The following is a 14,704-nucleotide window of genomic DNA, read 5'->3' as shown; positions in this document are numbered from 1 at the left end:
GAAGTACTATTTACTTGTATGAGATGTAAATGAGGAAGGGCGGAGAGTAAATGGAGGCTAGGATTAAGCTTTCTTTTGAAGAGATGTGGGAAAAGATAATTGACTGTGACAGTAAATATGATGGACTGTTTTTTACGGCAGTGAAAACAACCAAGATTTTTTGCCGTCCTTCCTGTAAATCAAGAAAACCCAAAAAGGTAAACGTGGAATTCTACTATGATATCCATGAAGTTGAAAAGGCCGGTTTTCGTGCATGCAAAAGATGCCAGCCACAAGCAAATCATTCTCCGAATAAGGAGCTTGTCAGAACAGTGATTGCCTTCCTGGTCAATCACTATAAACAAAAGCTTGAATTACAGGATATTGCAGATCACGCAGGAGTAAGCATCTTTTATCTTGAACGGCTTTTCAAGAAGGAGACATCAGAAACGCCTCGTACCTATTTGGAAAAAATCCGGGTGGACAAAGCGGCACATCTTCTGAAGAACACAGACCGAACGAATCTTGAGATTAGCTATGAAGTAGGCTTTCAGAGTTCTTCCAATTTTTATAAAGTGTTTCGCCGTTTGAAAAACTGTTCTCCTAGTGAATATAGAAATCAAACCAGAAAAGAGATGGTGCAATGAATTGGATCGATTGCGGCTCGTTTATTGAAATAACGCCACCGATGGATTTTAATTTCCAAGAGTGTCTTGTGTTTATGGGAAGGTCCGAGTATGAGAATTTACACCAAATTCGGGAGGGCTATTTATATAAATTGATAAAAATCGATGGGCAATTGGTTTTATTGAAGATAGGCGAAGCAACGAATTCAATTCGAGTGGAATTCTCGGTCGGTGAGCCGACTCCTGCGATGCGTGGGAAGGCCGCATCCTATATTTGGGGTTGGTTTGATTTGGAGCAGGATTTGGAACCCTTTTATGAAATGGCCAGTAAGGATAAAATTCTACAAAAGGTTGCCAATGACTATCGTGGGTTACGCATTATTGGGATTCCGGATTTATTTGAAGCATTGACGTGGGCAGTTCTGGGGCAACAAATCAATTTAACTTTTGCGTACACCTTGAAAAAGCGATTTGTTGAACAGTATGGGGAGAGCATAACTCATGAAGGAAATGCGTACTGGATCTTCCCGGAATACAAAGCCATTGCATCCTTATCTGTGGAGGAATTGAAAAACCTCCAGTTTTCAACGAGGAAGGCGGAATATATTATTGGAATCGCTGGATTAATGACAAGTGGTCAATTATCGAAAGAAAAAATGCTAGAAATACAAGAGTATGAACCAGTTAAAAAGTCATTAATGGCAATCCGGGGTGTCGGGGCATGGACGGCGGATTATGTAATGATGAAATGCTTACATCACGCTGCAGCGTTTCCAATCGCGGATGTCGGCCTGCACAATGCTTTAAAGCAACAATTGGGGCTCGAGCGGAAACCTACAATTGTGGAAATTGAAGAACTTGCAAAAGCTTGGGAGGGCTGGCAGGCATATGCCACTTTCTATCTATGGAGGTCCTTATATGTATAGTAGCTTGCACCAAATATATTACCAATCTCCAATTGGAACGATTGAAATCATTGGAACAGAAGTAGCCGTTTATTCAATTATGTTTTCGGAAAAGGGGAGGACAGAAAATCGCATTGATAGCGAAACCCCTGAATCTTTGAAGCTTTGCTTTCAAGAACTTGATGAGTATTTTAAAGGGGAGCGATATGAATTCACGTTTCCTTTCAAGTATGAGGGAACAAATTTTCAACAAACAGTCTGGAACGCCCTAAAAGAAATACCTTATGCAGGGACGAGCTCCTATAAAGAGATTGCCGTTTCCATAGGCAACGTAAAGGCAATCCGAGCAGTTGGAAATGCCAATGGCAAAAATAAACTAAGCATCGTGATTCCGTGCCACCGCCTCATCGGCACAAATGGGAAACTAACAGGCTACGCTGGGGGGGTATGGAGAAAAGAATGGCTGCTACAGCATGAAAAGAATTTTAAAAAGGAATGATTTTACCCTCAGGAAGAAATTCTGGTATGAAAAAGTAGCAACTTTAAAAGACTTAATGGTATGAATAACAAATGGCGGGAATATCATCAGCTTTCAAGTACTATTTATAAGTAGTGGAATGTATCAACAGACACGAAAGAAATTTAGTATGGGGTGAAGCTCCTAAAAAATGATAGGGGAAAGTAAGGAAAGGCTTACAGCTTAGGGTTCCTTATTTTAATTCATCCAAAAACTTAAGTAACTAAGTGAATGAGAGGTTAGCGGAAGTGGTAGATGTATTTACAGAAATAATTATTAACAGACCCGTTGAAGACGTATCTGACTATGCAGCGAATCCCGATCATGCTCCTTCCTGGTATGTAAATATTCATTCAGTCCAATGGCACACGCCAAAACCAATGAAAGTAGGCAGCCAGATTGCATTCAAAGCAAAATTTCTCGGGCGGGAGCTTGCGTATATTTATGAAATCAAGGAATACATCCCAGGGGAAAAGTTGATGATGAAAACAGTAAATGGACCATTCCCGATGGAGACCATTTATACATGGGAAGCAATTGACCGAGATAGAACGAGAATGTCTTTAAGAAACAAAGGAGTTCCGAGTGGCTTTTCAAAAATACTGACGCCATTCCTGTCCCCATCCATGAAAAGAGCAAACCAAAAAGACTTACTAAAACTCAAATACCTACTTGAAAAATGTTAGTCTTTCGAATTATGCGAGTGCCAGGGACACACAATTCAATGGAGAGAAGGATGAACACTCCAGCATGAAGAGAATGATTAAAAAGGAATGCTGATTTATGTATCAGTCATTCCTTTTTTTATGGCTATTCGTTAAAAAGTTTTGTTTGAAGAATATGAATGGCATGTTCAATATCATCTAAATCTTCTTTCGGGAAATCTTGAATACGTTCTAGAAAACGCGATTCGATAATGGCAAATGATTCGTTCATCATAGCTTGTCCCTCTTTGGACAGGCGTATATATTGCTTTCGCCGATCATCCTTATCATGTATCTTCTCTATTAAACTTTTTTCACTCAACTTTTTAAGTTCACGGCTTGTATTCGGCATGGACATATTCATGCAATCATTGACATCGCTTGGAGTCACAGGTTGGCTGACTGCAATATACTCAAGAATCTTATATTGAATTTGCGAAATGACATCGGCCTTTGCATCTTTTGTAAACTCATGTGTGACACGGTGAAAAGATGTTGTAAATACTACAAAATTATGAAAAAGGGAATTATTATCCATTTAAAGCACCTCATTCGTCAATGTAACAAAATAATTATCAAAATACAATTATCAATTGATAATTAAATTGGTAAATGTTACTATTTAGTTATCGAATCATAACTAAGAGGTGTCCGATGAAGTTGCTCATTATCTACACATATCCCAACCATGAAAGTCTAAATTACGCTTTTTTACAAAAGGTTCTAAAGGGAAGTGGTGAAAATTCCAACATAAAGGAATTACAGGTCCTGGATTTATATGAAGAAGGTTTTGATCCCCGTCTAGTATTTAACGAGCAACAAAGAAGGCGCGATATGCATACGGACCCTACTATCGAGAAATATAGAAAACAAATCTTGTGGGCAGATAAGATCGTATTCATCTATCCAATCTGGTGGGGAAGACCTCCTGCAATGCTTTTGGGATACATTGACCAATTATTCGCATCTAACTTTGCTTATAAAGATAAGAAGGGCCATTTCCCAGAAGGGTTGTTGAAGGGGAAGTCGGTTGTATGTGTTTCTACAATGAAAGGGCCAACGCACTATCCATTGCTGTGGTTGCACAACTCCCATAAAATCTTGATGAAAAGAGCGCTATTTAATTTCGTAGGCATTAAAAAAGTGAAGTTTTTTGAATTTGGAAATATGGAAAGCCCCAAAGGCAACCAAACAAAAAAGCTGGAAAAAGTTTATCACTATTTCAAGAAGGTAGCGTATTGAGTGCCAGGCACACAAACAACTCGGAGACAATTCAGAATTTGATGAGTACCAGGCACACAAACAATTCGGGTACTCAATTTGCGTGGACCTGGTACTAGAAATTTTATGAACCTTCTCTCAAAAGAGGCATGGTACAGCAGCGGAAGGAGCCGCCCGATTTGATGATTTCGGTGATATCGACCTCGATGACTTCAAAGCCTCGTTTCCGAAGTTCACCGTTTACATGCTGATTGACGGGCAAGCTGAGAACGCGTTTGTTGCCAATGCTTAGTACATTGGTACCCAACTGGAATTGCTCGTCTTCCGAAACTTCAATACAATCATAGCGGGAAGAGAAAAGCTTGATGTCTTCTTCTGTAAGAGCTGGTGGATAGATTAGTGCCACATCCGGCGAGACAACATTAAATATACAGTCCAGATGCAAGTATTTTTCCTTGAACGGAATCGTCACAACCTGGAATTTATGGAGTAGCCGCTCCAGATGAGCGGTAGCCTTTTCGTCTGTTCGGCTACTTAGCCCAACGTAGATCGTATCCCGGTCAACAATGACATCGCCGCCTTCAATATGTTCCTTGACCAAGTTGAAATAAGAAATTTCTTCATCTTCCAGCCACTGTTTTAAAACGTTCTCCTCACCAGCCCGGGCATCTGTCGCCATGTTGGCCACAAAAATGGTTTCACCTAACGTAAATCCAATATCCCGTGTGAAAACTTGTTCTGGATATTTCTTATGGTAGGGCAACAAAATCACATCGATGTCGTATTGTTTAAGGGTATTAACAAAATCGGCGTGCTGCTCGAGGGCACGTTCAATATGAATCCCTTCGTCCTTGAAATGTTCCTGTGTTTCATTGATAACTTGGCGAATTGTCATATACTGAGGCTGACACAGAATGACTCTCTTCAGCGTGTCATATTCACTCATACAAAATACTTTATTTGTGTTGGTACGTTCTTTCATTATCCTCATCCAATCTTTTGCGCTTTGTATTAGTTTCTCCTAAAGGCAGGCGATTATATCTGCCGGGTGAGGGTTTTTTTCCGTCACTTTTTCAAAGATATCCGCCAGTGTGGAAATTATATCCGCCAAATCAAATAATGAAATAGTTAATTGAAAAATCAGTAAATTATAAGCTTGCTATTAATCAGATATGTTATATTTAGTTAAATAGAAATCTAGTAATCTCAGGGATGGAGGTTGTTCTAATGAATAGTTTGGTGTTCGGTGCTGGAGCGTTGGGGTGTTATTTTGGAGGAAGGCTACTCGAAGCTGGCCAGGATGTATCGTTTTTTGTGAGAGATAAACGTGCACAGCAGTTGATGGATCAAGGATTGAAAATTAGCAGTCCGGAAGGCGACTTTGAAAATCAAAATATAGCCATTTATACATCCGTTGAACAAGTCCCAAATGTAGATTTAATCCTGCTCACTGTGAAAGGGTATCATCTGGATTCAGTCATTCCGCAAATTCAGGCAATCGTGGAGCGGACCGGGGCTTTTGTGCTGCCTTTGCTAAACGGCATGGAGCATATGGAAAAGTTGCAGGAGGCACTTGGGAAAGAAAAAGTGTTGGGAGGACTTGCCGCAATTGTTGCCACACTAGACGAAGAAGGGCATGTGGTGCATACGAATTCAAACAGTCTATTAAAATATGGGGCCCTTCATAGCGAGCAGATTCAGATTTGCGAACAACTGGAAGAAATTCAGCAAAGGCTGAAATCCACTTTCAAAAGAGAGGCCGATATTTTAAGGCATATGTGGATTAAGTACTCATTTATCACTGCATTTTCTGGTATAACATCAGCCATGCAATTACCTGTCGGCTACATTACAGGCACACCTGCGACCATGAATGTGGCGAAAAAAGTTATTCAGGAAATGGGGACGTTAGCCGAGAAAGAAGGCATATATTTATCCGAAGATGAAGTGCAGGGGATTATAAATATGATGAAAAGCTTCAAAAATGAGGCAACCTCTTCCATGCACCAAGACCTCAGAAAAGGGCTGCCGATCGAAATTGAGCACTTGCAAGGAGGAGCACTAAGGTTGGCCGAAAAACATCAGGTCCAGCTACCGGTCATTGAAACCATCTACGGCATTCTGAAGCCTTACGAAAATGGAAGACCGGAATACTGATAATAGGGGGAATATTCGTATTTTATGAATTGTAATTTTGGAAATCGGATACCCAGACTGACTTGAAAACGCTTGTCAGACAAGGCGGGAAGCCGAGCGAAGACGCGAATAGAACATGACGTTCATGAGGGGACGAGTGAGGCGACCAACGCAGTGTGCGAGCGTTTGTCAACAGTCTGAGCCGGCACCTTATTCAAAAGGTGTCGGCTATTTTATTTAGAGAAAAAACATTAATATCAATAAAAGCAATCATCAGCATTTCATGCAACCCACAACTAACACCAAACAATGACTTCCGAGGGTGTGGTCTGGGCAGGAATGCTTCTTGTCGAAGTACTATAGATGACAATCAGGTTATGATTGGCGGGGTTTTGCGAAAAAGGCTGCCAATTCCTCAACAGTACAGGAGTATTTGGGGCGAGATTTAATTTCAATTGACCATCGCGACTAACAAATTGGCTATCAAAAAAGTCTACTTTTACATTCTCGAAGGGGTTTTCTTTTACTACAATCAGCGCTCGATATTGAGGGGGGTAAATCAATATAACCGGCGCATCCCCATCATAATAGCCTGTCACTATATCCCCGGGGTTGACGATTTCAGCGTAAACAAAATACGTATCGGGGGAAACGACAAAGTTCACGATGCCGCCTTGCATATCCTCGACAGTCATCAGTTTATAACAACCTGCCGCTTCACCGTTTTGGCCTATCATAAAATCCTGAATCTGTGTAACCCTGCCACGAAATGATTGAAAGTTTACCATATCCATCCCTTTCCCTCATGAAATTTCAGTTTTCCTAAGGGAGCCGCGCAGCTGCAATATCGTTCCCTAGGGCAGAAAATCCATATCCAAATAATCCCCATAATTTATGTGATACTTCCATTTTGGGTGAGTAATCACGGGAAAATAAAAATTCATATCCATTTTTTTGAACTTCTCTCGTTGTATAGCGTTCTATTAAGAGGGTTTAACTTTTGAATTCACGAGAATAAATAATATACGGGGATTAGGAAAAGGAGGGATTGTTCTATGTACATCGCAAAATTGATTGACAATAAAAGTGAGAGATTGCTAGGAAAAGTGGAAAAGCCATTTTTTGTCCCCATCCAACTAATTGAACTAAAGCTAAATGCCGAAAATCTTGACAGTGCCTTAAATTTAGCAAGAAAAAGGCTACGGCCAATCATTAACAATCCAGCAAATATGAAAGTCGAACAACCAGCAAATGACACGATGATTTTATCTTTCAGAAATAGTCAGGATGGTTTGAAAGTAACCTATCAAGTACAAGAATTCAAATCATAAAAATTAGAGACATGACCTGTGTTGAAAAGGTATCAACACAGGGTTTTTTAGGTTCGATGACAATTGCGCCAAAGCAGGGAGGCACTAGTGTTTGCAGCAAAATATCAGTATAATTACTCAATTCAAACGATTTATGATTCCTATGTTTGTACTAATCTTTATTGGGGTATAATAGTAAAAAAGGTAAACTATGTTTTTTGAGGCACTTACTGAAATAAAAGCTGCCCCATTACCACATGAACAGGAAGATCAGCTATGATTGGGAATGAATTACTGCATCATCGAAATAAAATCTTATTCATTTTAATAAGCATATTCTACCTCACACAAATCACGATTAATATTTTCATTGAAGGATTCGCAAGTATATTTCCTCCAGCTTATCTATTTATTCTATTTGGCAGCATTCTAGCTGCAATGATTTACATAAAAATAAACCCAAAAATCACGATGTATGGGTTGGTCAGCTGCATGTATGTCTATTTTTATTTCCTGCTAAAGGAATCTCCGTATTTGGCAGATTATCTATTCATGTGGCTGGCCCTTCCGCTGAGTGCCATCTATCAAAATGCGCGAGTGGTCATAATGTCAGGAATCGCTTCAATTATGCTGACCTTCTATGCGTTCTTTTACCTGCACAATGAAATTTTTCCGAATGTGGTAACTGGAGATTTTGCATATCTCGTGTTGTTTGGCGTATTTATGACAGCCTTTCTATTAACGTTTATCTACAGGGTAAAAGATGCAAATGCCAAGCTTCAGGATTTAGCCTATCTCGATCCTTTAACGGGTGCGGCAAATCGATTGTTTCTTAAGAAAAGGTTCGATGTGCTAAAAGAATCAAAAGTCCTTTCCATCGCACTTTTATTCCTGGATATGAACGGATTCAAGAAAATAAATGATACCTATGGCCATGAAGTAGGCGATCAATTATTGGAGGTCATTGTAAGGAGGATGAATGGTGTACTGCGAGAGTCCGATTTACTGTGCCGATTAGGCGGCGATGAATTTGTCATTTTACTATCCGATATCGATGACGCTATCCTGAAAAACCTATCGGAGCGAATTCAATCAACGCTGGCACAGCCCATCACCCTGAACAATCAAATACTCCAAGTTTCAGCGAGCATTGGATGGTTCTACGAAACAGAAACTGCACAAGCAGATCTAGAGGCCATGATTAAAGAAGCAGATACAGCTATGTATAAGGAAAAGGGCAGAGAGCTAATAGACAGTCACACCCCGGAAGTGATAGAGGTTTGATAAGAAATCAACAAAGCCAGGAGGGAATCTTCTGGTTTTTTTGTGTGGAAAAATACCAATTTGTATTGGTGAGATGATTAATTTTGTACACTGTAATGTAGCTAATTAAGATTCCAAAAACTAAAGTGAAAGAAATATATTTCCCTATCATTCTGAGATTTACAAACTAAAGGATTCTTTTACATTTATCCCTCCTGAAAATAATGGATGACAATATACAAAGAATAACAAATTTCATTGAGTCTCTTCACCTTTCAATGGATTAGTATAAACCTAACAATTCGTGGTAAAATATGGTTCATTAGATTTTATTAGACCGAGGTGTATTCATTGAAAGAAGGTATTTACGATCAGCTCATAAACAAAAATATTAACGTAGAATTAGAGAAAATTTCATCAGATACATTTGCAGTAAATACAGAAAAACTAGATGTTGAAGAAGCAAAAACATACTTAGCCACGTATATCTCCGAGGTTACAAAAAGGGCTTTGACTTTTATTAGAGAAGAGAAGAGCAAAAGTGATCAAGAAGCGCTTTTAGGACAAATCCGCGTATGCAATGAAATCATTGATTTGTTAAGTAGAAAGTTAAAGGATGAAGAATTTGCTTCTTTCCAGCTGGAAGAGAAGGGGCAAGTGCTAACATCGGTTTATAAAAAAATCAATACAGTCCGAGCACTCAAAAAAGAAGAAGCAATTCGTCCTATTACCCCTCTCTCTAAGAGCACTCTTTTTACGGGTTCTCATCATGAGCCAAATATGTTAGAAGAATTAAAAAAAGAGATTGTATCTTCTGACGAGATAGAGTGGCTTGTTTCATTTATTAAATGGTCTGGGTTACGTATTTTGATAAATGAGCTTCGTGAATTTACTGAGAGTGGCGGGAAACTACGAATCATTACAACCTCGTATATGGAAGCAACCGATTATAAGGCTATTGAGGAATTAAGTAAATTACCCAACACAAAAATTAAAGTCTCCCTTGATAAAAATCGAACTCGACTTCATGCGAAGGCATATTTATTTAAGCGAGATACAGGATTTAGCACTGCATATATTGGTTCTTCAAATTTATCAAATCCTGCATTAACCTCAGGATTAGAATGGAACTTAAAAGTTACAGAGAAGGATTCATTCGAAATCTTACAGAAGTTTGAAGCTACATTTGAGAGTTATTGGAATGACGAGGAATTTAAATCATTAGCCCCGGAAGAAAAGGAAAATTGGAGTTTGCTACAGGGCTCATTAACTAAAGAGTTAGTTGCTGAAGAGAACGGGCAGTACTATTTTGATATTAAACCATATTACTATCAACAAGAAATTTTAGATGAACTTGAAGTCGAACGAGTAATACATGGGCATATGAAGAATTTAGTAGTAGCAGCAACAGGTGTAGGAAAAACAGTGATCTCTGCTTTTGACTTTAAGCGGTTTTTAAAAATTAAACCTAATGCAAAACTACTTTTTATAGCTCATAGAGAAGAAATTTTGCACCAAAGTCTTGTAACGTTCCGAACAATCTTAAAGGATGCAAACTTCGGTGAACTGTTTGTAGGCAGACATGAGCCAAAATCATTTGACCAATTATTTATGAGTATACAGAGTTGGAATAGCAAAAAAATGATGCTAAATACAACACAAGATTTTTATGATTTCATAATTGTTGATGAGTTCCACCATGCTACAGCGCAATCTTATCGTGCATTGCTAGAGTACTATCACCCGAATATTTTACTCGGATTGACAGCAACCCCTGAACGGATGGATAAGGAAAATGTATTAGGTTATTTTAATGGCAGAATTGCTTCTGAAATGAGATTAACCGAAGCGATTGATCGAAAATTATTAAGTCCATTTCATTACTTTTGTGTGACAGATATTGTGGATTTAACACAGGTTAAATGGTCAAGAAGAGGATACGATAGTGAGGAATTGACAAATATCTATACTGCAAATGATCGGCGAAGTGATCTGGTAATTCAAAGCATTAAAAGATATGTAACAACCGTGGATGAAGTAAAGGGTTTAGGTTTTTGTGTATCCGTAAACCATGCACTATATATGGCAAAATACTTTAACCAAAAGAACATTCCATCTATTGCATTGCATGGGAATTCCTCAGATGAAGAAAGAGAGCTTGCGAAGAAGAGATTACTAACGGGGCAAATAAAGTTTATATTTGTTGTAGATTTATATAATGAAGGAATAGACATCCCCGAAGTAAATACCATACTTTTTTTAAGACCAACAGAAAGTCTAACAGTGTTTCTCCAACAATTAGGAAGAGGATTACGTCTGGCAGATGAAAAAGAATGTTTAACAGTACTTGATTTTATCGGGCAAGCTCATAAAGATTATCCATTTGAAGATAAATTTAGAGCATTAATTGGTAACACTAAGCACTCCATAAGTCATTACGTGGAAAATGGATTCTCCCATTTACCGAAAGGTTCTATAATTCAGATGGAAAAGCTGGCCAAAGACTATATATTAAGAAATATTAAAGTTGCTAAAAATAGCAAACAAAATTTATTGGCTAAACTTAAATACTTTGAAGCAGATACAGGACAGCCCCTTACATTAAAGAACTTTTTACGATACTACAATCTAAAGCTTGTTGATTTCTATGGAACTGGGAAGAATCGTACATTTGAGAGAATGAAAGTGGATGCGGGAGTATCTGAAGGATTCCATTCTGTTCATGAAACACTTATCGAGAAAAAAATTCATAAGTTATTCCACTTAGATTCAGTTGATTTATTAAAATTCTTCGTTTCCTATCTTGAAGATGGAAAGGTTCAAGATGAAGAACAGCATAGAATGATTCCAATGTTATACTATTCCTTCTTTAATGCTCCAGCTAAGGATTTAGGTTTTACTTCTATGCATGAAGGAATTCAAAACCTAATAGAAGTTAATCAGGTAAAGGAAGAAATCAAATCAGTAATTGAAGTATGTTTAGATAATTTAAAATTACTTGATAAGAAAACTACATTTGATTTCGTTACGCCCTTAAGGGTACATGCACATTACACAACCGAACAAGTACTTGCTGCATTTGGATACTATAATGAAGAACAGAACCCTTCATTTCGTGAGGGTGTAAAGTATTTTCCGGATGAGAAAACAGATATTTTCTTTATTACCTTAAACAAGTCTGATAAAGAATTTTCGGAAACTACTCGATATGAGGACTATGCGATCAGTGAGAAACTGTTTCACTGGCAATCTCAAAGTAGAACTTCCGATACGAGTCCAACTGCAATAAGGTATATTAGTCATCAAGAAACAGGAAATAAAATAGCATTATTTGTAAGAGAGTATAAAAAAGAATCTGGTTATACATCGCCTTTTATTTTTCTGGGAACAGCAGACTATGTTAGTCACAAGGGAAGTAAGCCAGTGAGCATAGTTTGGAAACTCCATGAATCTATGCCAGCTTCACTTGTACCGCGTGCAAATAAAACTGCCTTATAAAAGAGTTACGGGTTGTGATTAGAAGATTTAGTTATCAAATTAGAGGTTTTAATAGAGTAAATAACTTCGTATTTAGTAAATGAAGAGAGCATTGTTCGCGATAATGCTCTTTTTCATTTATATTTTCAAAAGTAACCATTTTTATCAAACCAAATGTTATAATGCTTAAAATTATTGGAATTAAATAACAAAGGGGAAGGTTGATAAAATGGCATATGTGATTCGTAAAATGCAAAAAGAAGATATAGAACAAGTCCAAGATGTAGCAAAAACAACTTGGAACGCTACTTACGAGGGGATAATTCCTTTAGAGGTACAAGAAAATTTCCTGGAATCTGCCTACAATGATGAGAGGATGAAGCAACGATTAGAACGTTCTACTCTTTTTGTAGCTGAAATACATGGTAGAGTTGTGGGTTTTGCTAACTTTTCTCTAGTAAGAGAAGACGGAAAAGTTGAATTAGGGGCTATTTATCTTTATCCAGAACAACAAGGAAAAGGGATAGGTTCAGCATTGTTGCAAAAGGGGATTAAAGATTTAGATGGTGTAAAAGAGATTTATATAAATGTCGAAAAGGATAATAAAATCGGAATGGCCTTTTATGAAGCCAGAGGTTTTGAGGTCATCAAAGAGTTTGATGATGATTTTGATGGTCACATCCTAAAAACTGTAAGGATGGTGTTAAAAGTTTAAAGCTCGCGTATGCGAAATTTTTTACCGTAAGAAGAATAATATCATGCAAAGGAAATATAGAAAATTATATTTCCTTTACTATTTTTTCAACCGCGGGAATATCAGCAGGAGCAAAATCAAGCTGAGTAAGTTCATCTCGCTTCACCCATTTCGTTTCTGCATGTTCAATAGCGATAGGTTGTCCATCCACTAGGTTTGCTTTATAGGTTTCGAGCCGAACAATGAATGTTTCATACTCATACGTTGTGTCTTCCACTTTCTCTCCAACGCTGATCGTACAGTTGAGCTCTTCTTTAATTTCTCGAGCTAATGCTCCTTCGGGTGTTTCACCCGATTCAATCTTCCCGCCTGGAAATTCCCAATAGTTTGGGAGTGTCATTTCTGGACTTCGTTTTGCGCAGAAAATCTCATTATGCTCATTTTCAATAATGGCTCCCACCACGTGGACTTGCTTTTTCATTTATATCACCTTTTTTACAATTAATATGTTAATTTTAGCTGATTTTCAATACATGAGCATTATTTTGCAATAAAAAGTGTGGTTTGTTAACTTTATATGGACTGTTAACCGTCAATAGTAGTAAAAACGCTAAGACACGGCTAACACTTTTTGTGATATTATGGTTAAAAATGGAAGGTGATATAAGAGATGATTCCAAATAAATATGAAGTTATTAAGACAATAGAGCAAAAATATAGCTGTGTTTTACGATCGGTTAAAGGAAAAAGAATAATGTTCGAAGGATTTATTAAAAACCAAAAATTAATCGTTTGTACGCCACAATCAAAAATACATACAAATGAAAAGGTAAACCGATCAATAACAGATTATACAGTCACTATATTGAAACCTATAAGCAAGTTTCAGGTGACAGAACCGGAAAGTGGCATAGGTTCTTCAAGGAAAATGAGGGGAGTTTAAAGGTATATTGGATTGAATTAGAAGACGAAATTGTAGGCCAATTTGTAGAATATATATTAACTGAAGAATTACAACCAAAATTTCTATCATTCGAAAACATAAGGAGTTAGAGAGAATAAAAGAACAAAAATGAGAAGCATCCTATTCAAGAATGCTTTCCCTTAATCCTCCCAACATGCTCCGCCTTCACAACCTTATCCGCCTTCTGATACTGCGACAAGAAATCATAAATTCGGGCGATGTAGGCTGGTTCCAAAACCTTTGGTAATACTTCAATTTGTTTGTTCATTAATCTTGCTAAGTCATAGCGTTTGATGACATATGTATCTTTTGCTTCGTAGGAGATTTTTTTCAGCTCGCATCGTTCGCTAAAGACGATGACGGATTTATAGTGCTCCTTCTCAATGGAGGGAAGGATGGCTTGTAGTGCTTTGATATGGCCGATGTTTTGCTTGATGGGATTATAAAAGGAATACTTTTGTTGGTTTGGGAAGGTTTGCATCCACTTTTGGGACTTCTCATCGCCGAAGATCCAGCCACTGTAATTTTTTGATTCAATGACGTAAATGCCTGTTTCGTGGAGAAAGACTAGATCCACTTCGGTTGTTTGTTCTTTGCCGTTCGGAATATAGATATTGAAGAGTGCCTTATGGTAGCCGGGCAATTTCGCCATCTTCCCATAGGAGGAGAATTCCCCGTAATTGCCTTTGTTGAACATTGTGGATAACAGGCCATTTCCCGTTTGTTCTTTATATGTAGAAATCACCGATTTTTTCTTGGGTTTGTCTGCGGGTTTCGTTGATGCAGGTGGGGTAAGTATATTTACTACATTATCTATTAGTTTTTTAAACAAGCTTTTCACAACCTTTCTCATCATTACTCATTCCATTTTACTAGAAAGTGGAAATTTTGTAAGCCTTTCTTCAGTT

Annotated in this window: 16 protein-coding genes; 11 read left to right on the top strand and 5 right to left on the bottom strand. The window is 37.8% G+C overall.

The window, feature by feature from the left end:
* The first annotated feature begins 50 nt into the window (after positions 1-50).
* The 4 genes from QYB95_RS14410 (at position 51) to QYB95_RS14395 (ending at position 2,713) form a co-directional block, all read left to right on the top strand.
* A complete protein-coding gene (locus QYB95_RS14410) occupies positions 51-626 on the top strand; it encodes a bifunctional transcriptional activator/DNA repair enzyme AdaA (protein ID WP_301139051.1) in 576 nt (191 codons plus the stop codon).
* A complete protein-coding gene (locus tag QYB95_RS14405; RefSeq protein ID WP_301139050.1) occupies positions 623-1,531 on the top strand; it encodes a DNA-3-methyladenine glycosylase family protein in 909 nt (302 codons plus the stop codon). The genes QYB95_RS14410 and QYB95_RS14405 overlap by 4 nt, the downstream gene beginning before the upstream one ends.
* A complete protein-coding gene (locus tag QYB95_RS14400) occupies positions 1,524-2,009 on the top strand; it encodes a methylated-DNA--[protein]-cysteine S-methyltransferase (RefSeq protein WP_301139049.1) in 486 nt (161 codons plus the stop codon). The genes QYB95_RS14405 and QYB95_RS14400 overlap by 8 nt, the downstream gene beginning before the upstream one ends.
* A gap of 266 nt (positions 2,010-2,275) precedes the next feature.
* Entirely contained in the window at positions 2,276-2,713 is a 438-nt protein-coding gene (locus QYB95_RS14395) for an SRPBCC family protein (RefSeq protein ID WP_301139048.1), read from the top strand.
* Between the two features lie 124 nt (positions 2,714-2,837).
* Here QYB95_RS14395 and QYB95_RS14390 read toward each other — a convergent pair whose 3' ends face one another.
* A complete protein-coding gene (locus tag QYB95_RS14390; protein ID WP_301139047.1) occupies positions 2,838-3,269 on the bottom strand; it encodes a MarR family winged helix-turn-helix transcriptional regulator in 432 nt (143 codons plus the stop codon).
* Positions 3,270-3,385: 116 nt separating this feature from the next.
* On the opposite strand from QYB95_RS14390, the gene QYB95_RS14385 reads away from it, so the two are divergent.
* Complete coding sequence (locus QYB95_RS14385) at positions 3,386-3,973, top strand: NAD(P)H-dependent oxidoreductase (protein WP_301139046.1); 588 nt, start codon at positions 3,386-3,388, stop codon at positions 3,971-3,973.
* Between the two features lie 103 nt (positions 3,974-4,076).
* On the opposite strand, the gene QYB95_RS14380 is transcribed toward QYB95_RS14385, so the two are convergent.
* Positions 4,077-4,934 (bottom strand): dimethylarginine dimethylaminohydrolase family protein, encoded by an 858-nt coding sequence (locus QYB95_RS14380; RefSeq protein WP_425609208.1) that lies wholly within the window; start codon positions 4,932-4,934, stop codon positions 4,077-4,079.
* A 245-nt stretch (positions 4,935-5,179) separates the two neighbouring features.
* On the opposite strand from QYB95_RS14380, the gene QYB95_RS14375 reads away from it, so the two are divergent.
* A complete protein-coding gene (locus QYB95_RS14375; protein ID WP_301139043.1) occupies positions 5,180-6,109 on the top strand; it encodes a ketopantoate reductase family protein in 930 nt (309 codons plus the stop codon).
* 275 nt (positions 6,110-6,384) lie between these two features.
* Here QYB95_RS14375 and QYB95_RS14370 read toward each other — a convergent pair whose 3' ends face one another.
* Positions 6,385-6,876, bottom strand: coding sequence for a hypothetical protein (locus tag QYB95_RS14370; RefSeq protein WP_301139125.1), 492 nt, complete (start codon positions 6,874-6,876; stop codon positions 6,385-6,387).
* A gap of 267 nt (positions 6,877-7,143) precedes the next feature.
* On the opposite strand from QYB95_RS14370, the gene QYB95_RS14365 reads away from it, so the two are divergent.
* The 4 genes from QYB95_RS14365 (at position 7,144) to QYB95_RS14350 (ending at position 12,853) form a co-directional block, all read left to right on the top strand.
* Positions 7,144-7,419, top strand: a complete 276-nt coding sequence (locus tag QYB95_RS14365) for a hypothetical protein (RefSeq protein WP_301139042.1) — start codon at positions 7,144-7,146, stop codon at positions 7,417-7,419.
* A 255-nt stretch (positions 7,420-7,674) separates the two neighbouring features.
* Complete coding sequence (locus QYB95_RS14360; RefSeq protein WP_301139041.1) at positions 7,675-8,682, top strand: GGDEF domain-containing protein; 1,008 nt, start codon at positions 7,675-7,677, stop codon at positions 8,680-8,682.
* Between the two features lie 330 nt (positions 8,683-9,012).
* Positions 9,013-12,159: a DEAD/DEAH box helicase gene (locus tag QYB95_RS14355; protein WP_301139040.1), complete on the top strand. Its 3,147-nt coding sequence runs from the start codon at positions 9,013-9,015 to the stop codon at positions 12,157-12,159.
* 208 nt (positions 12,160-12,367) lie between these two features.
* On the top strand, positions 12,368-12,853 hold the full coding sequence (locus QYB95_RS14350) for a GNAT family N-acetyltransferase (RefSeq protein ID WP_301139039.1): 486 nt from the start codon (positions 12,368-12,370) through the stop codon (positions 12,851-12,853).
* Between the two features lie 64 nt (positions 12,854-12,917).
* Here QYB95_RS14350 and mutT read toward each other — a convergent pair whose 3' ends face one another.
* Positions 12,918-13,313: an 8-oxo-dGTP diphosphatase MutT gene (gene mutT, locus QYB95_RS14345; RefSeq protein WP_301139038.1), complete on the bottom strand. Its 396-nt coding sequence runs from the start codon at positions 13,311-13,313 to the stop codon at positions 12,918-12,920.
* A 189-nt stretch (positions 13,314-13,502) separates the two neighbouring features.
* On the opposite strand from mutT, the gene QYB95_RS14340 reads away from it, so the two are divergent.
* Positions 13,503-13,775: a hypothetical protein gene (locus tag QYB95_RS14340; RefSeq protein ID WP_301139037.1), complete on the top strand. Its 273-nt coding sequence runs from the start codon at positions 13,503-13,505 to the stop codon at positions 13,773-13,775.
* Between the two features lie 145 nt (positions 13,776-13,920).
* On the opposite strand, the gene QYB95_RS14335 is transcribed toward QYB95_RS14340, so the two are convergent.
* Complete coding sequence (locus QYB95_RS14335) at positions 13,921-14,652, bottom strand: nuclease-related domain-containing protein (RefSeq protein ID WP_301139036.1); 732 nt, start codon at positions 14,650-14,652, stop codon at positions 13,921-13,923.
* Between the last annotated feature and the right edge of the window lie 52 nt (positions 14,653-14,704).

The sequence above is a fragment of the Ureibacillus aquaedulcis genome (assembly GCF_030418165.1).
GTDB lineage: Bacteria > Bacillota > Bacilli > Bacillales_A > Planococcaceae > Ureibacillus > Ureibacillus aquaedulcis.
The sequence above is the reverse complement of the archived record's forward strand: the minus strand, read 5'-3'. Positions and strand labels throughout refer to the sequence as shown.

What these genes read in the sequence shown, in the direction of transcription:
- QYB95_RS14410 (WP_301139051.1), top strand. Translation starts at nt 51, where the DNA reads ATGGAGGCTAGGATTAAGCTTTCTTTTGAAGAGATGTGGGAAAAGATA.
- QYB95_RS14380 (WP_425609208.1), bottom strand. Translation starts at nt 4,934, where the DNA reads ATGAAAGAACGTACCAACACAAATAAAGTATTTTGTATGAGTGAATAT.
- QYB95_RS14335 (WP_301139036.1), bottom strand. Translation starts at nt 14,652, where the DNA reads ATGATGAGAAAGGTTGTGAAAAGCTTGTTTAAAAAACTAATAGATAAT.
- QYB95_RS14365 (WP_301139042.1), top strand. Translation starts at nt 7,144, where the DNA reads ATGTACATCGCAAAATTGATTGACAATAAAAGTGAGAGATTGCTAGGA.
- QYB95_RS14375 (WP_301139043.1), top strand. Translation starts at nt 5,180, where the DNA reads ATGAATAGTTTGGTGTTCGGTGCTGGAGCGTTGGGGTGTTATTTTGGA.
- QYB95_RS14370 (WP_301139125.1), bottom strand. Translation starts at nt 6,876, where the DNA reads ATGGTAAACTTTCAATCATTTCGTGGCAGGGTTACACAGATTCAGGAT.
- mutT (WP_301139038.1), bottom strand. Translation starts at nt 13,313, where the DNA reads ATGAAAAAGCAAGTCCACGTGGTGGGAGCCATTATTGAAAATGAGCAT.
- QYB95_RS14385 (WP_301139046.1), top strand. Translation starts at nt 3,386, where the DNA reads ATGAAGTTGCTCATTATCTACACATATCCCAACCATGAAAGTCTAAAT.
- QYB95_RS14350 (WP_301139039.1), top strand. Translation starts at nt 12,368, where the DNA reads ATGGCATATGTGATTCGTAAAATGCAAAAAGAAGATATAGAACAAGTC.
- QYB95_RS14405 (WP_301139050.1), top strand. Translation starts at nt 623, where the DNA reads ATGAATTGGATCGATTGCGGCTCGTTTATTGAAATAACGCCACCGATG.
- QYB95_RS14360 (WP_301139041.1), top strand. Translation starts at nt 7,675, where the DNA reads ATGATTGGGAATGAATTACTGCATCATCGAAATAAAATCTTATTCATT.
- QYB95_RS14400 (WP_301139049.1), top strand. Translation starts at nt 1,524, where the DNA reads ATGTATAGTAGCTTGCACCAAATATATTACCAATCTCCAATTGGAACG.
- QYB95_RS14390 (WP_301139047.1), bottom strand. Translation starts at nt 3,269, where the DNA reads ATGGATAATAATTCCCTTTTTCATAATTTTGTAGTATTTACAACATCT.
- QYB95_RS14340 (WP_301139037.1), top strand. Translation starts at nt 13,503, where the DNA reads ATGATTCCAAATAAATATGAAGTTATTAAGACAATAGAGCAAAAATAT.